Raw genomic sequence first — 23,595 nt, forward strand, 5'->3', positions numbered from 1 at the left:
GGGCCCGCCATGCGCCACGTCCAACGGCATTATTCGACCGTCCCGCTGCTCTGCGCCTTCCTGTTCACCTCGCTTGCGATGAGCAACGAGGCGCTGGTGATCGCGGTAGGCGGGTTCAAGCTGTCGTTCTTCGACCTGATCTTCGTCGCCATCCTGGCGGTCAAGTTCTTCCGGCTGGCGGATCCCGATGCCTACCGCCTGCCTTCCGCGCCCATCACCGCGCTGATGACGCTGAACCTGCTGGCATGGGGCTACCTGATCTACATGGCGCCGCCGCCCCCGGGCATCGAACTGAGCGATACCTTGCGCGACATGCGCATCGTCGTCTATTTCCTGATCACGCCCTACCTTTGCTACAAGGACATCGACGGCCCGCGGGCGTACCGCAAGCTGCAATGGGCCATCGTGGCGGCGGGCATGGCCGTGGCGGCGCAGATGATCGTCAAGGTGGCGATCGGCTTCAGCACGGTCGACCCGGTCCGCGACGTGAACCTGGGCATCTGGGGCATCCCGATGGCCATCACGTCCATCCTGTATTTCCGCGAAGTACTGGGCCTGAAGTCGCGCACGGCGTATTTCATGATCATGTTCATGTTCATGGCGCTGGTGTTCTCGCTGAACCGCAGCCAGTACCTGCAGCTGGCGATTACCGTGGGCATCGCCGTGGTGCTGGGCGGCAAGGTGGGCGCCTTCAAGCGCGTCACGATGATCTTCGCGCCGGCCATCATCGCGGGGCTGCTGGTGTTCTACGCCATCGGCTATCTGGACGTGCTGGCCGACCGCGTGCTGACGGTCGAAGCGCTGGACGACGATTCCAGCTATGGCGCGCGGGTGCAGGAGTACGAAGGCCAGATGGGCCAGTTCCGCGAAAAACCCTTCTTCGGCCATGGCGCGGGCTACCGCTTCTGGGTCATGGGCGAGGACGGCTTCGAGCTGGGCACCTTCGCGCACAACTCCTGGGCCTTCTACCTGATGAAGTTCGGGCTGGTCGGCACCATCGTCATCATGGGACCGCCATTGCTGCTGTTGCTGATCTCCCTGCTACGCCGCAACGGCAACGTCGGCCTGGACATGCATCGCCGCTACCTGATCGCCTGCGTGCCCATCTACATCTTCATCGACTCCCTTTCCGGCGGCCTGGCCTACGCGCCCAAGACCGCCCTGACCGGTTTCCTGTTGACCTACTGCCTATCCCTGTTGCGCAACTACCAGCCGCCACCGGCGCCTTTCGGGGCCACCGTGGCGGGGCCAGTGGCGCCGGTACGGCCTGTTCCGCCCGCGTGGCCGCCCCGGCGCGACCCGCGTCCGACCGTAACCGGGCAGTCGCCCGGAGAAACCGCCTACCCGAGGTTGCCGCACCATGGTTGATATCCTATTCGTTGTTCCGGACCTGCATCGCGGTGGCGTGGGCCGATGCGTCCATTTCATGCTGGAAGAACTGCCCAAGCACGGGCTCAGCACTTCCTTGTTCTGCATGCGCGAAATCGAGCATGAGTTCACGCCCAGCAAAGCCCGCGTCACGCGCGGCGTCGCCCGCAAGCTCGGCAACCGCGCGATGTATCTGTCCGCGCCCTGGAGCCTGTTCAAGCTGATGTCGACGATCCGCCGTGAACAACCGGCCGTGGTGTGTTCGCACGGCTTGATCTGCAACATCCTGGTGGCCACCGCGCGCCTGCTGATGCCGGCCACCTTCCGCACGGTCGCCTTCGAGCACAACAGCCCGTCGGCGCACTATCGCTCCACCAGCCTGGGCGCGCTCAAGCGCACGCTGCTGCGCATCTGCTACGGCGCGCATGACGAAGTGGTGGGCGTATCGCGCGGCGTGGTGCGCGACCTGGTCGCCATGGTGCCGTCGCTGCGGGACAAGTGCCGGCATATCTACAACGGCATCCCGCTGGAAGAGGTGCGCGCGCAGGCGCGCGCCCCCGGCCAGGCGTTGCCGGACGACGGCAAGCTGCACGTGGTATCCGTCGGCCGCCTGGTCAGCACCAAGGGCTTCCAGACCCTGATCGACGCCGCCTGCCGGCTGAACGATCCGGACGTCGTCTTCACGGTCATCGGCGAAGGCCCGCAGCGGGCGGAATTCGAGGCCCAGATCGCCGCGCGCCAGCCCGGCAGTCCGGTCAGGCTGATCGGCCATGTCGACAATCCTTTTCCGATGCTGGCCAGCGCGGACATCTTTCTGTCGTGTTCCGAGCGCGAAAGCTTCGGCATCGTGCTGGTGGAGGCGCTGTGCCTGGGGGTCCCGGTGGTGGCGACCGACTGTCCCTCGGGACCCGCGGAGATCCTCGAAGACGGCAAGTTCGGCGAACTCGTCCCGGTCGGCGACGCCGCCGCCGTGGCCCAGGCCATCCAGTCGCTGGCCGCCGACCGCTCGCGCCGCGAACATCTTTCCGACCTCGGTCCCCAGCGGGCCGCGGACTTTTCCCTGGAACGCCATTGCCGCAATGTGGCGGACCTTTTCCAGCCCCTGCTGCGCAAACAGGGCCTGGACCGCGTAGGAGCACGCACATGACCCGCGTACCGGTATCCGTCATCGTCATGACCAAGAACGAGGAGCGGAACATCGAGAAGTGCCTGAGGGCGCTGGCCGATTTCGACGAAGTCTTCGTGGTCGATTCCCACAGCACCGACCGCACCGTGGATATCGCCGCCGGCCTGGGGGCCCATGTGGTGCAGTTCCAATGGAACCAGCGCTACCCCAAGAAGAAGCAATGGTGCCTGGACAACCTGCCCTTCAAGCATGACGTCGTACTGTACGTCGACGCCGACGAGGTCATGAGCCCCGAACTGGCGCGCGAGATCAACGCATGCCTGCCGCGCTTCGCCCAGGGCGCGGGCGGCGCATTCGTCGGCTTCAACTATGTCTTCTGCGGCAAGCAGCTGAACTACGGCCATCGCGTCTACAAGCTGATCCTGCTGTCCCGCGCGCGCTCGCGCTTCCTGGACTACAACGATCTGGACGTAGCCAATATGTGGGAAGTCGAAGGCCACTACCAGCCGCAGGTCAGTGGACCGGTATTCCTGCTCAAGGGCCGGATGGCGCACCACGACCATGATGGCCTTTATCACTACTTTGACAAGCACAACAAGTATTCCGACTGGGAAGCGAACCTGCGGGTCAAGGGCCTGTTGAACGACCCGCGCGAGGCCAACATCGGCATGCGTTCGATCATGAAGCGGATCTTCGCGGCGATGCCTTTCAAGGCCGCCACCGCCTTCGTGCACTGCTACATCCTGCGCCTGGGCTTCCTGGACGGCAAGGCCGGGCTGGACTATGCGGTGGCGCGCTCCATGTACTACTGGCAGATCGGCATCAAGTCGCGCGAGCTGCGCGCGGCGATGGCCGCCGCCTCACCCGCCGCCGACGCGGAAGCAGACGCCCTGCGTGGCGGCACCCACTGAAAGAAGGAGCCGGCCGTGGATACTTTCCAGAGACTCAACCAATTCCAGATGCCGGCTGGCTTCCGCGGCAGGAACGCTCTGTACGTGCAGCTGTGGTGGATGGTGCAGAGCACCGCATTCCGCTATTCGCCCCAGTTCGCCTACGGCTTCCGCCGCTTCCTGCTGCGCCTGTTCGGCGCGCGGGTGGGACAGAAGGTGCTGGTGCGCGCCAGCGCCAAAATCACCTATCCCTGGAAGGTGCGCATCGGCGACTACTCATGGATCGGCGACGACGTGGTGCTATACAGCCTGGCCGATATCGATATCGGCAATCATGCTGTCGTGTCGCAGCGCGGCTATCTGTGCGCCGGCGATCACGACGCCGCCCTGCCCGAGTTCCCCATCCGCGGAAAACCCATCGTCATCGAGGACGGCGCCTGGATCGCGACGGACGTCTTCATCGCGCCGGGCGTGACCATCCATCGCAATGCGGTGGTGGGTGCGCGCAGCTCCGTCTTCAAGGACATGCCGTCCGACATGGTCTGCCACGGCACGCCTTGCCGCCCGGTACGTCCGCGGGTGCGGACCCTCCCATGAAAATCGTTCTGTACGGCATCAACTTCGCGCCCGAACTGACCGGCACCGGCAAGTACACCGGCGAAATGGCCGCCTGGCTGGCGGCGCGCGGGCACGAGGTGACCGCGATCACCGCGCCGCCTTACTACCCGCAGTGGAAGGTGCAACCCGGCTATCGGGCCGGCCGCTACGCGACGCAGGTCAGTCAAGGCGTCAAGGTGCTGCGCGCGCCGCTGTGGGTACCGCCCAAGCCGGGCGGCATAAAACGGCTGCTGCATCTCGCCACCTTCGCGTTGTCCAGCCTGCCGCTGCTGCTGGCCTGCGCCGCGCGCCGTCCCGACGTCATCCTCGTCGTCGAGCCCCCGCTCTTCTGCGCGCCCGCCGCCGCCGCCATGGCCCGCCTGTGCGGCGCGCGCGCATGGCTGCACATACAGGACTACGAGGTCGATGCGGCCTTCGAACTGGGCCTGCTCAAGGGACGCGCATTGAAGCGGCTCGTCGCCGGCATGGAACGCTGGCTCATGCGCCGCTTCGACCGCGTGTCGACCATCTCCACGCGCATGCTGGCATTGGCGCGCCGCAAGGGCGTCGACGAAGCGCGCCTGGTGCTGTTTCCCAACTGGATCGATGTCGCCGCGGCGCGCGACGGCCGCGACGCCTACGACTATCGCGCGCTGCTGGGCATCGGCCGCGACGACGTGGTGGCCGTCTACTCGGGCAACATGGGCGGCAAGCAAGGGCTCGAAACCCTGGCCGACCTGGCTCGCATACTGCGGCGCCGGAGCGACATCCATTTCATCTTCTGCGGCGAAGGGCACCAGCGCGAGGATCTGCAGCGGCGCTGCGCCGGACTGCCGAACGTCCATTTCCTGCCGCTGCAGCCGGCGGAACGGCTCGCTGCCCTGCTTGCGACCGCGGACATGCATCTGCTGCCCCAGCGCGCCGGGGCCGCCGACCTGGTCATGCCGTCCAAGCTGACCGGCATGCTGGCCAGCGGCAAGCCCGTCATTTGCGGCACGGCGGCCGGCACCGAGCTCGCCCATGTGGTCTCGCGATGCGGCATCATCGTGCAGCCCGAGAATGCGCCCGCCATGGCACGCGCGGTGCTGCGTCTTGCCGCGTCGCCCGCCAGGCGCGCGGCACTGGGCCGGGCCGCGCTGGAGTATGCGCAGACCCAGCTGCATACGGACACGGTTCTGGATCGTCTGGAACAGCAACTCATGGCGCTGCTCGGCGAGCGTACGGCGGCGGTGGCCAAGACCTTCGACCGCAACCAATAAAGCCTCGCCCCCGTGGCTCTGCTGCCCGCCGGCCTTCCGGCCCTGGCGGGCAGCGAATTGCCCTGGCGTTCGGATTCCCGAATGCGTGTCATGCCGGATAAACGCGCGACGCGGCGCGCGCCGCCGCCTCTACCCAGACGGCGCTTCGCCATTCTCGTGATTGCCCGACGCCGGCGCCGCGGGCTCGTCGCGCAATAGCCCTTCCTGCACGGCGATATAAGCCGCCTCGGCCTGATTGCGCGCATTGAGCTTCCAATACAAGGTGCGCGCGTGGCTTTTCACGGTAGCCACGGATATGCCGATCTCGCGGCTTATTTCGCGCATCGTGCGGCCCTTGGCCAGCAGGCGAAGTATTTCCTCCTGGCGCGGCGTCAGCATCCGTATGGCCGCGTGCCCGCGCCCCGGCACATGCGGCGTCGCCTGCGTCGCTTCAACGATGGTGCGCGGAAAACACTGCCCGCCCGCGAGCACCAGATGCACGGCCGCGGTAATCGCCTCGGGCGTCGACGATTTCGGCAGCAGCCCGCAGACTCCCGCGCGCGCGGCCTCCAGCATGAAGCGCGGATCCAGCGTATCGTGCAGCACCAGGGTATGGCGCGGCGCCAGCAGCGTCATCGCGGCGGCCATCATATGCAGATCGTTTTCAGTCATCCCCGTAACGCCCAACACCAGCAGCTCGACCGGTCTGACGGCGGACAGCGATAACTCGTTCAATTTCATGGGCGCCATTGCCATGACGCTTTCAGGACTGCGTGCCGTTTCCAGTATGTGTTGGATGGCAATGCGCAGAATGGCATATTCCTCGATCAGGACGGTAGTCATTCGCCGGGAGCCTCTCACGATGTGCTGAGCGTCCCAGCCATGCACGGGATCGGATCGATCGCGGCCTGCTAGGGAACTGCCTGCGCCATCGTATCAGCGGCGCGTCCCCGTGCATCTCGGCCGTGCGGATGACGGCAGACGTATGGGGACGGGTGCGTCTACCTTGACCGTCGTCCCGAAGCAAAAAAGCAAGCCCCGACTCGCGTCGGAAGGCTTGCTTCGATTGCCGACTTGCCTGGCGGCGATCCTGCCGTGCTAGAGCCGGTTGCGCTCATAGCTGGATCCATTGGCGCCACCGGCATCCCAATCCAGCGTGGCGCCACGTTGCAAGGCCGTATATACCGCCTCCCCTTTGTTTTTTACCTGCAGCCGCTGGTACAGCGTGCAGGCATGGGTCTTCGCCGTCGCCACGGAGATATTGAGCATGCGGCTTACCGTTTTGATCGGATAGCCGCGCGACAGCAGCACCAGGACTTCGTATTGCCGCGGCGTGATCTTCAGCAATTGCGCGCCGGCCGTGATCGGCATGGCCTTCTGGCCATTGCCATGATCGCCGTCATTCGCCATCAGCATGGAAGCGCTCGCGGAGGCATGCTGCATGGGCGCCGCCACGGGCGCGTCGGCGTTCGCCGGCGCCTGCCCCATCTGGCCGCTGGGAAAGCATTGCCCGCCCGCCATCACCAGCCGTATGGCTGCTTCAAGCACCTCGATCGAGGCCGTCTTCATGAGGCAACCGTGGATACTTCCTTCCGGTAGACGGGACAGCGCCTGCATAGGCATGTTGTCCACCAGCAGGAGGATGCGCTTGGGCGCCAACACCCGACGCACATCGGCCAGCGCTTGCCAGCCCGTTTCGGTTTCAATCGGCAGGCCGAAGATAAGCAATTCGGCACCGCGGTTCTGCTCGGCGGCTTCGTCCAAATTCGCCAGATCCAATCCGACGATTTCCCACACGCCCTCAACCTTGCCCAGAATTTGACGCAGGCCCAACCGCAAGAGTGGATGAGCCTCGATCAAGACCATTTTCGACATAGCTTTCCCCATAAGACATCATTAGATGCAACAAGAGATGCAGCAGTGAATGGTACGTAGCGCAAACACACGGCGGCTAATTTTATTGTTCGGTGTGCCTGCCGACCACTTGGACGAGATGTTGGCGAACCGACCGAAACTTGAGTAGTCATCGTTAGGATGACGCACCATGTTATGGTTAGGCCGCTTCAAAATCAAGCTTGTCCAATGGACATAAACCGACAGGAAGCGAAGTCATCCGTTAGTATCAACCGGATGCTCCCCCACTACCCCTTCCTGATTTTTTCCGCACGAATAAACAGCACTGCCGCGCCGGTTTAAAAGCGGAACTAAAAAAGTTTTGAATGGAGTCGGACTGCAAGATTTTGCAAGCGGTCCAGGGCGAGTTGTGTCTTCATTTGGATCTCCAAGCCTTATTTCATGCGGGTTTCAAGGGGGAACGACGAAGCGCTGCTACTGCTTCTTGCAATTCGCCGCGATTATGCTGCGGGGACCAACGGTTTACCGGCGCACCGCGCGCCGTAACGTTTCATAGTATTTGTTATTCCATAAATGCAAAGTCGAAGACGGTATGCCCGCCGTGATGGTGCCAATGGTGCATGGACGCGAATGGCTTGCGCAGGAAATTGGGGTAATGCACCGGCCCGTCGGCTTCGCGATAGGTATGCGGCGTCAGCTCCTCTATCCGGTTCAGCGAAACGCCTTTGCCGTAGTGCTGGAAGCCCTGCGACTGCGCACAGCGCACGACGCTGCCGTCCTGGGCCATGATCATTCCCGCATTACGGGCCTTGACGGGGCTGTGAACGATCGGATTCAGCGCGTGCGGCTGCCATTGGTTGGTATCCGGGCGGTCCGCATGAAAGGCGAACAGCTCGTCGCAATGGCTCAGCCCATCCGTACGGTCAATATTGGTGAACAGCCACCAGCGGCCGCCGTAGGGGAAAACGATGGTATCCACCGCGGAAATATTATTCATCAGCGTGCAATGCAATTCCCATTTAAGGGGGAATTCGGTGCATTTCCACAGTTCGATGGTACGGTTACCGCACGTTTCCGGAACCATGTAGGTCGCGCCGCCATATTCGAATATGTAGGGAAAACTCAGGTGGTACGGCAGGTCCAGCACCACCCCCAGAAAGCGGAAGGCGCCGTCGATATAGGTCGCCACGGATATCTTCCCTTTACGTTCGCGGAAGTAATAATCCTCGAAGAAAATATAGGGTTGCCCGTTGCGCGTATAGACGAAAGGGTCGGCGAAAAAGCGGTCCTTGGGCGGCACCATGACGGCCGCCTCGGACGTCACGACCTCCTCCCGGCCCGTGGGGCACATGCCGATGCGCCAGCGCACGTTGCGCTTCATCGCCCGCCGCAACACCATGCTCGACGCCAGCCAGGCCTGGCGCGCCAGGTAGGCCATGCCGTCGCGCTGCGCCGGTTGCGGCCGCGTCATGGCGGTATGAATCTGCAGGGACGTTGACAGCTGCTTGCGCCGCTCGGGGCGGGCCATGGCCTGCAGGGTGTCGAAGATCATCAGGTTGCCCAGACTCAGGGCGCGCGCGCGATTCTTCAGCCAGAAGACTTCGGTATTGAAGCTGCGGGCGTCGATCAGTTCGTCGGCCTGCTCGGTGGCGCCCAGGCGCCAGAGCTTGACGGTCGTGTGATCGGCGCGCTGGTAAACCTCCCAGAAGCCGGCGTGCGCGACGTCCTGCTGATCCTTCAGTTCGGAATGCACGGGCATCCAGACCCCCGCCGCCGGCAGCGAAGCCAGCTCGCCGCGTACGGCCGGCGTGCCCAGCACCAGGATCACGTCCAGATGCAGCGCCATCAGCGCGCGCAGCTGTTCGGCATCCGCCGCAACGCGGCCGCCGGCGCCGCGCGTGATGGCCAGGTCCAGCACCGGCGTGTCGGGCGGCAGCGAATCCCCCAGATCGCTGGTCGCCAGCTGCGCGCGATGGCGCGTCTCCAGCATGCGCGATTCCAGCCTGGCGACGGTGCCCAGCGGATCGCGCGTCCAGGGCAGGCTGCGCTCCGCCGATGGCGTGTCGTCCCAGGCGACGATCAGCGCGGCAACGTGAAAATCCTCTTCGCGTGCAAGCCACTGGGCGATCTCATGTATCCACCCCGCCTGGTTCGTGGCATTCACGAGTAACGCAACGGTCTTCTTGTCCATGTCGTATCCGATTGGGGAGTTCAGTCATACCTACTCCGCGCAGATAGTGCTCGCAGTAATGCGAGAGCTCCAGAATGCGTTCATCCTAGGACGGACGAGCGAGCGGCCGCGCGGCGCCTCCTAGATCGAAAGCACGGCCATACAACTATCGATGGACAGGACGGGGCGCGGCGGGTCTTGGGCGTACCGATGGCCCGGCCGGCAACCCGATGCTATGCGCCCGGCGATGCCGGAGAGGCGGCGCGCGCGGGCAATTGGAATTCAAAGACGGCCCCGCGGCCGGCCTGCCGCGCGAGCCGTATGCCGCGCCCGTGCAGCGCCAGTATGCGGTGTACCGTCAGCAAGCCCAGGCCGCCGGTCTGCGCGCCATTCGCGCGCCACACCGAGGCCCGGGTGAACAGGTTCGCCTGCAAGGCTTCGGGGATGCCGGGACCGTCGTCGCTGACGGTGACCAGGACCGCGCCGTCGGCCGCGCTCATGCGAACGTCCACGGTACCCCCCGACGGGCTATGGCGGATGGCGTTGTCGAGCAGGTTGGTAAGAACGCGCTCGATCATCCCGACGTCCGCCTCCACCGGGGGTAGGTCGCGATCGAAGCCCGCCGCCAGGCGTACGCCGCGCGCCTCGGCCGCCAGTTCGAATTTCTGAAAGACATCCTGCACCAGATCCGGCAGCACGAAGACTTCCTTATCCGGCTGGATCAATCCCGACTCCAGCCGCGCCAGCTCAAACAGCGATTGCGCCAGGCGTCCGACCTTGCGGCTCTGGCCCAGCGCGGTTTCCAGGTAGCGGCGACGTTCGGCGCCATCCAGCGTATCGGCCTTGACCAGCAGCGTTTCCAGATAACCGTGCAAGGACGTCAGGGGCGTGCGCAGGTCGTGCGAGATGTTGGCGACCAGCTCGCGGCGCTGCTGGTCCTGGTGGCTGAGCTCGCGCCACTGTTCGGCGATGCGCGCGGCCATCTGGCGGAAGGCCTGCTCCAGCACGCCGATTTCGTCACCACCCGCCGGCGGCATCGTGGCGGCCGGCGAGGCCTGCAGCGTCGCCGTGGCGGCGGCCTCGTTGCCGTCGAAATTCCTGACCACGTCGGTCAGGCGCCGCAGCGGACGGGTGATCAGGCCGAAGGCCACCAGGCCGGCGATCAGGCAGCACAGGGCCACCAGGCCCAGCGACCACAGCGTCGTGCGCAGCACGCCGCTGGCGGCCAGGTTGGCGGCGACGGCTTCCAGCCGTTCGCCCTGCAGCACGACATAGACGTAGCCGGCGTCGCGGCCGTTCACCTGCAAGGGCGCGGCGTCGAAGACCTTGCGCCCCGCCTCGCTGCGCGGATCGTCGCCGAAGATGGGCAGCGCCGCGCCGGCCAGCAGCCGCCGCACCGGCTCGATGTCCACGCGATCGCGCTTCAGGCGGCCGCGCGGCGCGGCATCGCCGATGATGCGGCCGGTATTGTCCAGCAGATAGACTTCGACGCTGGGATTCACGGCCATCAGCTTGGCGAACAGGTCGCGCACGGCGCCGGGACGCAGGCCGCCCTCGTCCATCAGCGGCGTGGTTTCGGCGATGTGCCGCGCCAAACCGCTGGACAGGCGCTGCGCGGTTTCTTCCTCGCGCAGGCGGTTGGCGCCGATCTGCAGCCACGCGGCCGCCGCGGTGCACGCCAGCAGCAAAAGGGCGAAGACCAGCGACAGGCGCTGCGACAGGCTCAGGCGTTTCATGCGTCATCCCCCGCGCCGGTGGCGTAGCGATAGCCCTTGCCCCATACGGTCAGAATGCGCCGCGGTTCGGCCGGATCGGCCTCGACTTTCAGCCGCAGGCGGTTGATGTGGGTGTTGACGGTGTGCTCGTAGCCGTCGTGCTGGTAGCCCCAGACGTGATGCAACAGCTCCATCCGCGAAAACACCTTGCCCGGATGGCGGGCGAAAAAATACAGCAGATCGAATTCGCGCGGCGTCAGGTCGACGTCCTTGCCGTCGACCTGCGCCACGCGCGCCAGCGGATCGATGCGCAGGCCGGCCAGCTCCAGGACGCCGCCTTCCATGCGGGCATCCCTGGCCAGCGCATCCACCCGGCGCAGCAAGGCCTTCACGCGCGCCACCAGCTCCATCATGGAAAATGGCTTGGCGAGGTAATCGTCCGCGCCCAGCTCCAGCCCGATGATGCGATGCACTTCGCTGGCGCGGGCGCTGGTGATGATGATGGGCGTATAGCGGCTCATCGCGCGCGCCCGGCGGCAGATTTCCAGGCCGTCGACGCCGGGCAGCATCAGATCGAGCACCAGCAGATCCCAGCCGCCGCCTTCCAGCATGCGCAGCCCGGCGTCGCCATCGGCCGCATGGACTACGTCATAGCCTTCGTCGCGCAGATGCAGGCGCAGCAGTTCGGCGATGTGGGCGTCGTCTTCGACGATCAGGATGCGTTTCGAGGCGGTCATGGCGCGGGATCAGGTCGACGGGAATGGCGCGCCGGGGCCGGCATAAGGGCGTCCTGCCCTAGGCACCGAGGCTCGGCGGCGTTCTGGCCGGCTATTGTCGCGCAGCCGGACGCCGCCAGCCGCGTCCGCCGGCGAATATCACGGTTAATTTAAGTTTGCGCCCGGGAGCGCGCGTGATAATGCGCCGGTACCCGTCAAAGGAGTCCGCCATGCCGAACGCCGCACTATCCCGGGCCCGATGGCCTGCCCTGGCTCTGGCCGCCGGCGCGGCGATCGCCGCCGCGCTGTTCGCGGGGCACGCCCCCGCGCTGGCCGCCGAAGACGCCGTCGCCATTCCGCCGCCGGCGCTGGACGAGCCCGCAACGACGGCCGCGACCGAAACGGCGGTCTTTGCAGGCGGATGCTTCTGGGGCGTACAAGGCGTGTTCCAGCACGTGCGCGGCGTCACGCAGGCGGTGTCCGGCTATGCCGGCGGCAAGCCGGGTACGGCGACTTACGACCAGGTCAGCGGCGGCGACACCGGCCATGCGGAATCCGTGCAGGTCACCTACGACCCGCGCCAGGTCAGCTACGGGAAGCTGCTGCAGGTGTATTTCTCGGTGGCCCACGACCCCACCCAGTTGAACCGCCAGGGCCCGGATACCGGCACGCAATACCGCTCCACCCTCTTCGTCGGCAATGAAATGCAGCGCCGCGTCGCGCAGGCGTATATCGCGCAGCTGGATCAAACCGGCGTCTATGGCAAGCGGATCGTCACCACGCTGGAAAATCTGCGGGGTTTCTACCCCGCCGAGGCCTATCACCAGAACTTCCTGGTGAACAATCCGCGCTACCCCTACATCGTGTTCAACGACCTGCCCAAGGTCGACAACCTGAAGCGCCTGTTCGCGGATATCTACCAGGAGCAGCCCGTCCTGGTGGCGGTCAAATAGTCGTCAGTTGTTGCGCGCCTCCTGCCCGGCGCGCGCGGCGGCGGCCACCTGCACCAGGCTGGGCCGCCAGCGCTGCCGGCAGGACTCGACGCTTTTGCCTTCCTGGATGCCACGGTAGAAGCCGGCCGCCTGTTCGACGGTACGGAAGTGGTAAAAACTACCGCCGTGTTTTACCGTGCGCCCGTCGCGGCCTGAGTCCATGGTGCTTCTCCCGGAAGTGAACCGCGTCCGGCAGCAAGCGGCATGCCAGGCCGCGACCGCCTCATCAGCGCATCGCGGAATACGCGGTGGGCGACAGGAACTGGTTTTCGACGCGCTCGACGATGGGCTTTTCGGCTTCCGTCGCATTGCGCTGGCGTATCCACTCCGGATCGGCCTGGAAAGCGTTCCACTTCTGCTCGCGCTCGGCCAGGCTTTCCCACTTCAACAGATAGGTCAGCGCATGATTGCTCCCGCCCACCAGCGTCGTCCAGAAGCCGATCTGTTCGATGCCGTACTTCTTGAAGAAGCCCAGCGTAATGTTGGTGAAACGCTCGTTCAGGGCCGGCAGCCGGCCCGGAGCGCAGTGGTAGACACGCATTTCGACGATCATCCGTTCATCTCCTGGTATTCGAAGCAGCCATCCGCCGCCCCGGGTTGCCTTCGCGGCGCCCGCCATGATACCCGCGTGCCGCGCACATAATTGTATTATTGACTGACTGTCTGATATTCACCTATCATCGCCCGATACCATAGTCGAAGAATGGAGGAGACCCCCATGCTGCCCGAGTACGAAGTCTTCGCGATCAAGTACGGCGAACATCAGCGCACGGCCAGCGCCAACTTCATAGGCGGCGACCCGCACAACGGCCCGATGCCCATGGATTATTTCGTCTGGCTGATCCGCGACGGCGCCAGGGTCTGGGTGGTCGACGCCGGGTTCGATGCCGAACAAGCCGCCAAGCGGGGCCGCAAGCTGATCCATCCCATGCGCGATGCGATGAAGCTGATGGACGTGGACGTGGATGCGGTGCGCGACCTGATCGTCACCCATATGCATTACGACCACGTCGGCAACCTGGCGGCATATCCCAATGCCACCTTCCATTTGCAGGACCGCGAGATGGAGTACGCCACCGGTCGCTACATGGCGCACCACTGCATCGCCGAAGCCTTCAATCTGCGCGACGTGCTGCAGATGGTGGAACAGGTCTATGCCGGCCGCGTCAGGTTCCATGACGGCGACGCCGAGATCGCGCCCGGCATGACGGTGCATCGTGTCGGCGGCCATACCCGCGGCCTGCAGGTGGTAAGAGTGCATACGGCGCGGGGCTGGGTCGTGCTGGCGTCCGACGCATCGCACTACTACCGCAATATGGAAGAAGGCCGGCCCTTCCCGGCCGTCTTCAATGTGGGCGAGATGCTGGAAGGGCATCGCCGGCTGGATGAACTGGCCGACAGCCACGCCCATGTCGTGCCCGGGCATGATCCCCAGGTGCTGCTGCGCTACCCGCCGCCGTCGCCCGCCCTGGCCGGGCTGGTGGCGACGCTGCACGTGCCGCCCCGGCAGTAAACCCGGGCGCCGCCGCGACGCCGCGCCCCGCGGCATCCACAGCGGGTGACTCCGCCGCGGCGCTAGGCCCTGCGCCGCTAAAGCGGATCGCGGCGCGCCGCCCACGCCTGTTCCAGAATGGGCGCCGCCACTTCCGCGGCGTGGATCCCTATGGTGCTGACGATTTCCAGCATTTCCATGATCTCGTAAGGCGTGGCGCCATAGCCCAGCGCGTTGCGCATATGCAGCTTCAGCCCCGGTACGTAGAGATGCGTGGCCGAGGCATCGAAAGCGCAGTACATCAGCTCCTTGACCTTGGGCGGCAGCACGCCGGTGCGCCAGGGCACGGACGAAAAATCCAGATAGGCCTGGAAGAACTCCGGGTCCAGCTCCAGCAGGCCTTCGAAGGTCTCATGCCAATAGCCGCGGTTCTCGCGGAAGTCCGCCTTGAGCGCCTCGCGGCGCGCATCCAGCGGCGCGGGGCCGTCGCACAGCCCTTCTTCCTTCATGACTTCCAGCAGCACCGGCACGCCCACGTTGGCCGCGTGGATGCCCAGGGTGCTGGTCAGCGCCATCACTTCCACCAGTTCCTCGCGGGTGGCGCCGTGGCGGATGGCCGCTTCGATATGGGCGCGGATACCCGGCCGATACAGCTGCGTGGCGGCAGCGTCCGCGGCTATGTGGATGAAGTCCTTGACCTTGTCTTCCAGGTGGTTCTTCTTCCAGGGCACCGCCATCAGGTTCAGGCAGGCCTCGAAAAAACCGGGGTCCAGCCGCAGGATGCTTTCCCACTCCGGGGCCCAGGTGCCGCGCAGCCGCACGAAGGCGTCCTTCAGTTCGCGCTGCCGTTCCGTCATTTCCATCGCTGGTCCCCTTAGTGCCCGGCGTCCTTCAACCGGATGCCGCCCGAGACGTCGCCGATCGCATCGACCACGCGGTTGCTGATCTTGTCGCCGTAGCCCAGCGCCGTCGCCAGGCCGAAGCAGGACAGCGGCCCCGACGCGTTCAGCGACGCCACGCCCAGTTCATGCGCGAGGTCCACGTACAGCACCACATCCTTGGTCATCAGCTTGCTGGTCAGGCCGCCCTCCAGATAGTTGCCGTCGACGATGTGCGGAAAACGGTTCTGCGTGGCGAAGTTCACGCCGCTGCTGCTGTTCAATACGTCCAGCAACTGATGCAGGTCCAGCCCCGCCTTCTTGCCCGCCACCATGACTTCCGCGGTGGCCGCCAGGCTGACGGCGTTCAGGAAGTTGTTCAGCAACTTGGTGGTGTGGCCGGCGCCGCTGGCGCCCATGTGCAGCGCCTTGGTGCTGAAGGGCTGGAAAACCCAGCGTATCGCTTCGACGGCCTGCGCGTCGCCACCTATCATCAGGGTCAGCGTGCCCTTCTCCGCCGCCGCCGCGCCGCCGGAGATGCCGGCGTCGATGTAGTGCACGCCCTTGTCGCGAAACAGGCCGTGCAGCCGCTGGGTCGAACTGGCGGCCGCCGTGCTCAGATCGATAACGGTCTGTCCGGCCCGGCTATGCGCCAGCACGCCATCCGCGCCTTCCACCACCGCTTCGACGACGTTGCTGTCCGGCAGCGACATCAGCACGACGTCGCAGTCTTGCACGACTTCGCGCACGCTGCCGGCCGCCGTCGCGCCGCACGCGGCGGCGCGCGAGGGATCCGTATCGAAGCCCAGCACCGGCATACCGGCGTCCACCAGACGCCGCGTCATGCGGCCGCCCATATTGCCCAGGCCTATGAAGCCCACCTTGTCATTGCGCATCGCCACCGTCCTTTCAGAAATCGACGTCCCGCGTTTCGGGACCCATCAGCGCGCCTATCGTCCCTATCACCGCGCCTATGATCAGCAAGGCCACCGGGGTGGCCCGCATGGGCATGAAGCGTCCCAGCCAGTTCATATAGAAGGCGTAGAACGAGGGAATGATCACGGACAGGCTGAATCCCACGCCGAAACCTGTCGCGCGCACATCCGTTACGAAGCGTTCGTTGATATAGGTCACGATGACGCCCCACGGCGACGTGACCAGCACCGACAACAGCACCACCACCAGCATGACCGCCGGCAGCGGCCAGCCGTTCGCGTGCGACAGGGCGTAGAACAGCGCCGCCCCGACGGTGGCGATCAGCGGTCCGGCCAGCAGGAAGAAGCGGCGGCGCCCGATGCGCTGGCCCAGCACGCCGGAAGCGATATAGCTGAAGAACAGCGCGGCATAGCAGACCAGCAGCGTGGCCGCCGTATCGAAGGCGTTCAGGTGCAGGACGCCGGACAGCAGCCCGGTAGGCATATAGATCGTGATCAGGTTCTGCGTCAGCCAGAAGCCGGTCATCAGCAGCAGCACCTGCAGCAGATTGCGGCCGCTGCGGCCGCGCACCAGATCCATCAGGGGCAGTTTTTCCTTGGCCTGTTCCATGGCTTGCTGTTTGCCGGCAGCGCCCTTCTTCACCTCGGTCTGCCAGATTTCCGATTCCGCGACCTTGTGGATGTAATACCAGGCCAGCACGCCCGCCAGCGCCGCGCCGATCAGGAAGGGGATGCGCCATCCCACCTGCGCGTAAGGCGACTGGGCGCCATCCAGCGGGAACAGCGCGAACATCAGCATCGCGACCAGATTGATGCACACATAGGCCGCGGGGAAACCCGCCAATATCAGGCCGCCGACAAAGCCGCGCTGCGACTTGCGCGAATACTCGATGGCCAGCGGCATCGCGCCGGTGTAGCCGCCGCCCAGGAAGATTCCGTCGATGAAACGCAGCGCCACCAGCAGCAGGTAGGACGCGATGCCTATGCTGTCGTAGCCGGGCAGCAGGCCGATCAACAGCGTCACCACGCCGAACCCGGAGACGGACCAGATCGACGCCTTGCGCCGGCCGATGCGGTCGGCCACCATGCCGAAGATCAGCGCGCCTATGGGCCGGCCCAGCAAGGTCGTGATGAACACCAGCGACGCCAGGATCGCCTCGGTGGCCGGCGCCACGTCGCGCGGCTGGAAATAGAAGAGTACCGGCGCCAGCACCACGACGGGCAGGTAGATGTCGAACATGTCGATGAATTCGGAGAAGAACGCGCCCTTGATGGCGTTGCGGCGCTTCTGCTCGACGGCGGCCTCGGCAACGGGCGCGGGACCGGCTTGTACATAGGTAGCCATGTTGCTCCTTCCTGGTTATTGATCTTATTGACGGATTGTCTGATGCGAATCCTGGGCAAAAAAATGCCGCCGGCGTGCCCGGCGGCCCTGATCGGGTGTCAGGAATGGCGGGCGCGGGCGTCCGGGTCCAGCATTCGATACATCTCGGTATGGTCCGTGGTCGGCGTGGCGTCCTGGGATACCTGGTCCCAGACGTCGGTCACGGTCTCGCCCACGCGCAAGGGATAGTCCACCGTGGCGGCCAGCGCGCGCGCGATTTTCAGGTCCTTGTTCATCAGCTGCATGAAGAAGCCGGATGCATACGATCCGCTCAACATGAATTGCTTGACCTTGTTCTCCGAGGTATTGCTGCGGCCGGTGGAGGCGTTCAGGACGTCGGTCATGACGGCCGGATCGATGCCGAAGCGCGCCGCCACGTGCAGCGCTTCGACCGTCGCCAGCAGGCCGGCGGCGGAAACATAGTTGTTCAAGGCCTTGGCGGCATGGCCGGCGCCGGCATCGCCGATGTGCAGGATGCTCTTGCCCATGGACTGCAGCAAAGGCATGCAGCGCTCCAGCACCGCCGCGTCCCCGCCCACCAGGATGGCCAGGCTGCCGTCCCTGGCGCGCTTGACGCCACCGGATACGGGCGCATCCAGATAGGACAGGCCCATGCCGCGCAAGGTGGCGCCCAGGTCGCGCGAACGGGCGGGTTCGGACGAGCTCATATCGATGACCACCGCGCCCCGCTTCAGGCGCCGCGCCCAGCCCGACGCGCCGTCGCCCAGCAGGACGCTTTCGACGATGGCGGAATTCGGCAGCATGGTGATCAGCGCGTCCACGGAGCCGGCATTGTCTTCGGTCAACGCGGCGGCATTCAGCTCCTTGCAGAGGGCGTCGGTGCGGCTCAAGTCGGCATCCGCCAGGAACAGGGAAAACCCCGCGTTGGCCAGGCAGCGCGACATCGGCGCTCCCATCATGCCCAGGCCGATGAAACCGATGCGATGCGGGGGGGATTGCGTCATGGGGAAACCTTGTCTGTGTAGGCGTGATGAAGGGGCGCGGAGCATGTGCGATGCGGCGCTCGCGCCAACTCACGCAAGACTAAATCTCGTCATACAATCGGTCAATATTATTGATATAGGGTTTACCCTGACGACCCGCCGAGCGGCGCAGAATCGGGGCCGCCTTGTGGAAGGCGCCTCAGCCGTTCACCATCCCGCCGTCGATATTGATGATCTGTCCCGTGACATAGCCGGCCGCATCGCTGCACAGGAACACGACCACGCCGGCGACTTCCTCGGCGGTACCCCAGCGCCCCAGCGGAATCTCCCGGCGGATGGCGTCGCCGCGCGCCGCGATGACCTGCGCCGGCATCGCGGTGTCGATGATGCCCGGCGCGACGGCGTTCACCAGTACATCGGGCGCCAGCCGCCGCGACAACGCGCGCGTCAGGCCCGCGATGCCGCCCTTGGACGCCGAGTACGCCAGATGGTCGAACGATCCGCGCCGATATGCGAGCGACGCGGCCATGACGATACGCGCGCTCTTTCCCCCCACCGCCCGCAGGCGCGGCGCCGCGGCGCTGGCCAGATCGAACGCCATGTCCAGATTCACCGCCATCGTCCTGTCCCACACCGCGCGGCTTTCCGGAGACAGGTCGTCGGTCTGATAGATGCCCGCCATGTGAATCAGCCCGTACAGATCGCCGACGGTGTCCATTACCTTCCAGCACGCCTGCTGATCGCCGAGATCGGCGGTAACGACGCGATGGCCGCCGCCTGAACGCAGGGTCGCGGCGACTTCATGCAAGGCCGCGCCATCCCGGTCCAGCAGCACCAGCGATGCGCCCAAGGCGTCCAACTGCCGCGCGCACGCCGCCCCTATCCCGCCCGCCGCGCCCGTAATCAGGATGGTGCGGTCCGCCCAGATCTCCGTGGTCATGCTCGGTCTCCCTCCGTTATGGCCTGCGTCCCGATGCGAATCGGCAGTCCGATTCCCGCGCGGCTCTGCCCAGAATCTACATCGTTTCGCCGCGGGCGACATCCCGGCCGGCGTCGCGTCTCCCGGGCGGCAGCGCCAGCGGCGGGGCGGGCGGCACCCACCCCACATATCAGAAATGTATACCCCCGCGCCAAACACCTATTTGACCCACCACAGGCTTGCTTTTAGTCTGCCGCCTGTGACCGGATCAAGGGGATCGCCAATGCCGCAGCGCATACGTCCGGCCACGCCAAACCTCGAACGCATTAATACAAATCAGCGGAGCGTTTTCATCATGCATTACTCGCGTCGAAAATTCCTCGGATCCATGGCCGCCACGCCGCTCGCCGCCGGTAGCCTGCTGGCGGCCAAACGCGCCGGCGCCGCGGAAACCTACCCGTCACGTCCCGTGAAGCTGCTCGTCCCCTTTTCGCCCGGCAGCAGCACGGATATTGCCGCGCGCACCTATGCCGAACTGATGTCCAAGCAGTTGTCGGCGGAATCGGTATTCGTGGAAAACCGCGCCGGCGCGGGCGGCACGATCGGGGCGAGCGTGGTGGCGCGCGCGGCCAACGATGGATACAACCTGCTGTATAGCACCGCGACGACCTGGGCGATCGCACCGTTCGTCTACCCTGACCTCTCCTACAATCCCGCCCGCGATTTCACGCCGATCGCCGTGACCATCGCCATCCCCACGGTGCTTGTCGTCAGTGGCGATAGCGACATCAAGGACTTCAAGGACCTGGCGGCGCGCGTCAAGGCGCATCCGGAAAAGTACAGCTATGGTTCGAACGGCGTGGGCGCGCATAGCCACATTACCTCGAAGCTGCTGGCCAACCGGATGGGCGCGCCCAATCTTCTGCACGTCCCCTTCAAGCAGGGCTCGCAAGGCGTCATGACGGAGATCATGGGGGGACGGCTTACGTTCGCCGTGGACGCATGGTCGGTCGTCGGCCCGCATATCAAGTCAGGGCGCCTGCGCGGACTGGCGACGATCGCCAAGGACAGGCTCGCGGTCGCGCCGGATATTCCCACCGCCAGCGAGCTGCTGGGCCAGGAGTTCGACACCACGACCTGGAACGGACTGTGGGCGCCGGCAGGCATATCGACCGATATCGTCAAGCGTCTGCATGACGCCATGGCCGCCGGCCACGATGTCCCGGCGATGGTCACGCAGTTCCAGAATCAAGGCACGCCGCTGATGCCGAGGATGTCGGTGGAAGAGGTGAATGTTTTCATGAAAGAGCAGATCGTGCGCTGGAAGGGCTTCGTGAAGGAAGCGGACCTGACGACTTGACGCGCCGATGCGGGCCCGGCCCGGGCGCCACGCCCGACGCCGTGGCCGCTCCGATATACCGCTAATCGCAGCAGCCGCGCAGTCCCACCGCGAAAGACTTGGCCAGCATGTTGACCGGGCTGTTCAGGGGATAGACCAGGTGAGTGGAGAACTCGATCCTGGGCGTGAAGGGCCGGATGGCCACGCGGTCCGCATAGGCCTTGGCCACCAGGGGATTGGCGATGCTGACGCCCATGCCGCGCGAAACCATATGGCATATCGCCGCGGCGAAGTGGGATTCATAGGCGAGTATGCGCCGCTCTTCGCCGTCGATCAGGCAGGCGTCGTCGATCTGCTTGCGCGCGATATCGCTGGATTTCAGCGACAGGAATTTCTCTCCCACCAGATCGCGCGGCGTGATCGTCTTCTTGCGCCGCGCCAGCCGATGATCCAATGGGGCGATCAGGACGCCCACGTTACGCTGCAGCAATTCCGATTCGACCCCGGTGGCGTTGAAAATCTCCGAGGCGACCCCGACGTCGGCATAGCCGCTGGCGACCCACTGGCATACGGTCAGCGAATCGGTCACCTGCAGCGTGACGTCGACGTCCGGATACTGCTGCGCGAATACATTGATGGCCTCCGGCACCACGGCGATGGCCATGGACGGGACGGACGCCAGCCGCAGACGGCCGGCGCCCCGGCGCCGTATGGCCGCCGCGGCGTCCTCCAGGCTGCGCATCCCGGCGAAAGTGTGCTCGACGTCGCGAAAGAACACCTGGCCCTCCAGCGTCGGAATCAGCTTGCCCGAATGCCGCTCGAACAGCTTCAGGCCGATGCGGCGTTCGAGCTCGCCGATTACGCGGCTGACGTGCGGCTGGGAGGTATGCAGCTCTTTCGCGGCCTGCGTCATGGAACCGGAGAGCATGACGGTCCGGAAGGCCTGGATCTGGCGAAAGTTGAGCACGGGCGACCCTATATCAAAAATGTATGCCCCGCGAGTATATCCGCATTTGTTTTCTCGAAGGCCGGTTCTTAAACTTTTCCTGCCTCCATCCCGGGACACATCATGAGCACTTTCAAACCGAAGTACATCACGTTCGATTGCTACGGCACGCTGATCTATTTCGAAATGGCGAATGCCGCCGCGCAGCGGTTTGCCGACCGCGTGCCGGCCGAACGAATGAAGCAGTTCACCGACGTGTTCGCGGCGTATCGCTTCGATGAGGTGCTGGGCGCCTGGAAACCGTACCTCGATGTCGTCGATAACGCCATCCGGCGCACTTGCCGGCGGTGCGGCGTGGAGTACCGGGACGGCGACGGCAAATTCATCTATGACCTGGTTCCCACCTGGGGTCCCCATCCCGACACCACGGCCGGCCTGCGCAAGGTCGCGCGCGAATTTCCGCTGGTGGCGCTGACCAACGCCATGGACGCCCAGATTCCCCATAACATCGAGAAAATCGGGGTGCCTTTCCATGCGGTCTATACCGCGCAACAGGCGCAAGCCTACAAGCCCCGCATGCAGGCCTTCGAATTCCTGCTCGACCAGTTGGGCTGCGGCCCGGAAGACATTCTTCACGTGTCGTCCAGCCTGCGCTACGACCTCATGACGGCCCACGACATGGGGATCCGGAACAAGGTGTTCGTGGCGCGCGGACATGAGCCTTCCACCCCGTACTACGGCTATACCGAAATCCGCGATATCGGCGGGCTCGCCGCCGTCGTCGGACTCTGACCATGAGGTTCGAATCGTATTGGCTGGCCACCGCCCCGGCCTTCGAAGCCGGCGCCGCCGGCGATCCGCCCGCCCGCGCCGACGTCGTGATCGTGGGCGGCGGGTTCACGGGACTGTCGGCCGCCCTGACCCTGGCCCGCCAGGGCGTCGAAGCCGTGCTGCTGGAGTCCGGGCGCATACACGGGGAAGCCTCCGGCCGTAACGGCGGCCACTGCAGTCCGGGCACGGCCCAGGGGCTGGCCGAGCTCGTCGACAAGTACGGCGCCGAGGCCGCGACGCGTTACTACCGCGCCTACGATGACGCCGTCGACTTCGTGGAGCGCACCGTGGCGGAAGAGCGGATCGCCTGCGATTTCGTGCGCCGGGGGAAGATAAAACTCGCAAGCAAGGCCAAGCACGTCGCCGGCCTGGCCCGCAATTACGATGCACTGCGCAGGCATCTCGACCTGCCGGTCGAGCTGCTGTCCGCCGCCGACGTGCGGCGCGAATTGGACACCGACCGGTTCCACGGCGGATTGCTGGACCCGCGCGCCGCGCAGATGCATATGGGCAAATTCGGCACCGGCCTGGCCACCGCGGCGGCCCGCCGGGGCGCTCGCATATATGAACAAACCCCAGTGACCGGCCTGACGCCGCTGGGCGGGGACCGGTTCCGGGTCACCACCCGCCGTGGCGATATCGAAGCGGGAAAGGTCCTGCTGGCCACCGGCTGCTCCAACCATGGCCCCTTCGATTGGTGGCAACGGCGCATCGTGCCGGTGGGCAGCTTCGTCATCGTCACGGAGCCTATTCCCGACCTCCTGGACCAGGCCCTGCCGAACCGGCGCAATTATGTGACGAGCCTGAACTTCGGGAACTACTTCCGGCCGACGGCCGATCACCGGCTGGTCTGGGGCGGCCGCGCGCGTTTCGCGCGCAGCAATCCCGCTTCCGACGCCAAGAGCGGACGCATTCTGGAGGCCAGCCTGGCACGCCTGCTCCCGGCGCTGAAGGACGTGCGTATCGACTACTGCTGGGGCGGCCAGGTCGAAGCCACGGCCGACCGACTGCCATCCGCGGGCCAGCACGAAGGCCTCTATTACGCCATGGGATATAGCGGGCACGGCACGCAGATGTCCGTCTACATGGGCAACCTGATGGCGGATATGCTGATGGGCAAGCGCAGAACGAACCCATGGGAGCGCCGGAACTGGCCGGCCTTGCCCGGCTACGCCGGCCGAACCTGGTTCCTGCCTGTCATCGGCGCGTATTACCGGATCAAGGATCTGCTGTATTGATCCGCGACACGCGGCCGGGGCGC

At 65.3% G+C, this 23,595-nt stretch carries 23 protein-coding genes; 10 read left to right on the top strand and 13 right to left on the bottom strand.

What is annotated here, in order from left to right:
• Window positions 1-9 precede the first annotated feature (9 nt).
• Genes ACNA0R_RS09785 through ACNA0R_RS09805 form a run of 5 tightly spaced genes read left to right on the top strand, consistent with a single transcriptional unit; the run spans window position 10 to window position 5,240 of the window.
• Complete coding sequence (locus ACNA0R_RS09785) at window positions 10-1,368, top strand: O-antigen ligase family protein (protein WP_415825788.1); 1,359 nt, start codon at window positions 10-12, stop codon at window positions 1,366-1,368.
• A complete protein-coding gene (locus ACNA0R_RS09790; protein ID WP_415825789.1) occupies window positions 1,361-2,515 on the top strand; it encodes a glycosyltransferase in 1,155 nt (384 codons plus the stop codon). Before ACNA0R_RS09785 ends, ACNA0R_RS09790 begins: the two co-directional genes overlap by 8 nt.
• Window positions 2,512-3,405, top strand: a complete 894-nt coding sequence (locus ACNA0R_RS09795; protein ID WP_415825790.1) for a glycosyltransferase family 2 protein — start codon at window positions 2,512-2,514, stop codon at window positions 3,403-3,405. Before ACNA0R_RS09790 ends, ACNA0R_RS09795 begins: the two co-directional genes overlap by 4 nt.
• Window positions 3,406-3,420: 15 nt before the next feature.
• Window positions 3,421-3,981, top strand: coding sequence for a putative colanic acid biosynthesis acetyltransferase (locus tag ACNA0R_RS09800; protein WP_415825791.1), 561 nt, complete (start codon window positions 3,421-3,423; stop codon window positions 3,979-3,981).
• Window positions 3,978-5,240 carry a glycosyltransferase WbuB gene (locus ACNA0R_RS09805; RefSeq protein WP_415825792.1) on the top strand — a complete coding sequence of 421 codons (1,263 nt, stop codon included), beginning with the start codon at window positions 3,978-3,980 and terminating at the stop codon, window positions 5,238-5,240. The genes ACNA0R_RS09800 and ACNA0R_RS09805 overlap by 4 nt, the downstream gene beginning before the upstream one ends.
• 129 nt (window positions 5,241-5,369) lie before the next feature.
• Here the strand turns inward: ACNA0R_RS09805 and ACNA0R_RS09810 are convergent, their stop codons facing one another.
• The 5 genes from ACNA0R_RS09810 to ACNA0R_RS09830 all read right to left on the bottom strand — a co-directional run bounded on the left by ACNA0R_RS09810 (window position 5,370) and on the right by ACNA0R_RS09830 (window position 11,695).
• Window positions 5,370-6,062 (bottom strand): helix-turn-helix transcriptional regulator, encoded by a 693-nt coding sequence (locus ACNA0R_RS09810; protein WP_415825793.1) that lies wholly within the window; start codon window positions 6,060-6,062, stop codon window positions 5,370-5,372.
• 255 nt (window positions 6,063-6,317) lie between these two features.
• Window positions 6,318-7,094 (bottom strand): helix-turn-helix transcriptional regulator, encoded by a 777-nt coding sequence (locus ACNA0R_RS09815; protein WP_415825794.1) that lies wholly within the window; start codon window positions 7,092-7,094, stop codon window positions 6,318-6,320.
• A gap of 541 nt (window positions 7,095-7,635) precedes the next feature.
• Window positions 7,636-9,264, bottom strand: coding sequence for a glucosamine inositolphosphorylceramide transferase family protein (locus tag ACNA0R_RS09820; RefSeq protein WP_415825795.1), 1,629 nt, complete (start codon window positions 9,262-9,264; stop codon window positions 7,636-7,638).
• A gap of 212 nt (window positions 9,265-9,476) precedes the next feature.
• Window positions 9,477-10,979 (bottom strand): sensor histidine kinase, encoded by a 1,503-nt coding sequence (locus ACNA0R_RS09825; RefSeq protein WP_415825796.1) that lies wholly within the window; start codon window positions 10,977-10,979, stop codon window positions 9,477-9,479.
• Entirely contained in the window at window positions 10,976-11,695 is a 720-nt protein-coding gene (locus ACNA0R_RS09830; protein ID WP_415825797.1) for a response regulator transcription factor, read from the bottom strand. The genes ACNA0R_RS09825 and ACNA0R_RS09830 overlap by 4 nt, the downstream gene beginning before the upstream one ends.
• Window positions 11,696-11,904: 209 nt before the next feature.
• On the opposite strand from ACNA0R_RS09830, the gene msrA reads away from it, so the two are divergent.
• Complete coding sequence (gene msrA, locus ACNA0R_RS09835; protein ID WP_415825798.1) at window positions 11,905-12,627, top strand: peptide-methionine (S)-S-oxide reductase MsrA; 723 nt, start codon at window positions 11,905-11,907, stop codon at window positions 12,625-12,627.
• A gap of 3 nt (window positions 12,628-12,630) precedes the next feature.
• On the opposite strand, the gene ACNA0R_RS09840 is transcribed toward msrA, so the two are convergent.
• Complete coding sequence (locus ACNA0R_RS09840) at window positions 12,631-12,828, bottom strand: hypothetical protein (RefSeq protein ID WP_415825799.1); 198 nt, start codon at window positions 12,826-12,828, stop codon at window positions 12,631-12,633.
• 64 nt (window positions 12,829-12,892) lie between these two features.
• Window positions 12,893-13,219 carry an NIPSNAP family protein gene (locus tag ACNA0R_RS09845; protein ID WP_415825800.1) on the bottom strand — a complete coding sequence of 109 codons (327 nt, stop codon included), beginning with the start codon at window positions 13,217-13,219 and terminating at the stop codon, window positions 12,893-12,895.
• Window positions 13,220-13,384: 165 nt separating this feature from the next.
• Here ACNA0R_RS09845 and ACNA0R_RS09850 point away from each other — a divergent pair, with 165 nt between their 5' ends.
• On the top strand, window positions 13,385-14,179 hold the full coding sequence (locus ACNA0R_RS09850) for an N-acyl homoserine lactonase family protein (protein WP_415825801.1): 795 nt from the start codon (window positions 13,385-13,387) through the stop codon (window positions 14,177-14,179).
• A 77-nt stretch (window positions 14,180-14,256) separates the two neighbouring features.
• Here ACNA0R_RS09850 and ACNA0R_RS09855 read toward each other — a convergent pair whose 3' ends face one another.
• The 5 genes from ACNA0R_RS09855 to ACNA0R_RS09875 form a co-directional block, all read right to left on the bottom strand.
• A complete protein-coding gene (locus tag ACNA0R_RS09855; RefSeq protein WP_415825802.1) occupies window positions 14,257-15,021 on the bottom strand; it encodes a carboxymuconolactone decarboxylase family protein in 765 nt (254 codons plus the stop codon).
• 11 nt (window positions 15,022-15,032) lie between these two features.
• Complete coding sequence (locus ACNA0R_RS09860; RefSeq protein ID WP_415825803.1) at window positions 15,033-15,932, bottom strand: NAD(P)-dependent oxidoreductase; 900 nt, start codon at window positions 15,930-15,932, stop codon at window positions 15,033-15,035.
• A gap of 13 nt (window positions 15,933-15,945) precedes the next feature.
• Complete coding sequence (locus tag ACNA0R_RS09865; RefSeq protein WP_415825805.1) at window positions 15,946-17,316, bottom strand: MFS transporter; 1,371 nt, start codon at window positions 17,314-17,316, stop codon at window positions 15,946-15,948.
• A gap of 98 nt (window positions 17,317-17,414) precedes the next feature.
• The gene (locus ACNA0R_RS09870) at window positions 17,415-18,320 is read right to left on the bottom strand and encodes an NAD(P)-dependent oxidoreductase (protein ID WP_415825806.1); all 906 of its coding nucleotides are present in this window, start codon (window positions 18,318-18,320) and stop codon (window positions 17,415-17,417) included.
• Window positions 18,321-18,498: 178 nt separating this feature from the next.
• The gene (locus ACNA0R_RS09875; protein ID WP_415825807.1) at window positions 18,499-19,239 is read right to left on the bottom strand and encodes an SDR family NAD(P)-dependent oxidoreductase; all 741 of its coding nucleotides are present in this window, start codon (window positions 19,237-19,239) and stop codon (window positions 18,499-18,501) included.
• Between the two features lie 334 nt (window positions 19,240-19,573).
• Here ACNA0R_RS09875 and ACNA0R_RS09880 point away from each other — a divergent pair, with 334 nt between their 5' ends.
• Entirely contained in the window at window positions 19,574-20,578 is a 1,005-nt protein-coding gene (locus ACNA0R_RS09880; RefSeq protein WP_415825808.1) for a Bug family tripartite tricarboxylate transporter substrate binding protein, read from the top strand.
• A 61-nt stretch (window positions 20,579-20,639) separates the two neighbouring features.
• Here the strand turns inward: ACNA0R_RS09880 and ACNA0R_RS09885 are convergent, their stop codons facing one another.
• A complete protein-coding gene (locus tag ACNA0R_RS09885; RefSeq protein WP_415825809.1) occupies window positions 20,640-21,524 on the bottom strand; it encodes a LysR substrate-binding domain-containing protein in 885 nt (294 codons plus the stop codon).
• Window positions 21,525-21,626: 102 nt separating this feature from the next.
• Between ACNA0R_RS09885 and ACNA0R_RS09890 the strand changes: the two genes are divergently transcribed.
• Both ACNA0R_RS09890 and ACNA0R_RS09895 read left to right on the top strand, forming a co-directional pair.
• Window positions 21,627-22,295 (top strand): haloacid dehalogenase type II, encoded by a 669-nt coding sequence (locus ACNA0R_RS09890; RefSeq protein ID WP_415825810.1) that lies wholly within the window; start codon window positions 21,627-21,629, stop codon window positions 22,293-22,295.
• A gap of 2 nt (window positions 22,296-22,297) precedes the next feature.
• Window positions 22,298-23,572, top strand: coding sequence for an NAD(P)/FAD-dependent oxidoreductase (locus tag ACNA0R_RS09895; RefSeq protein WP_415825811.1), 1,275 nt, complete (start codon window positions 22,298-22,300; stop codon window positions 23,570-23,572).
• Window positions 23,573-23,595: the final 23 nt, after the last annotated feature.

Source organism: Bordetella sputigena (assembly GCF_965137885.1).
Taxonomy (GTDB): domain Bacteria; phylum Pseudomonadota; class Gammaproteobacteria; order Burkholderiales; family Burkholderiaceae_B; genus Bordetella_C; species Bordetella_C sputigena.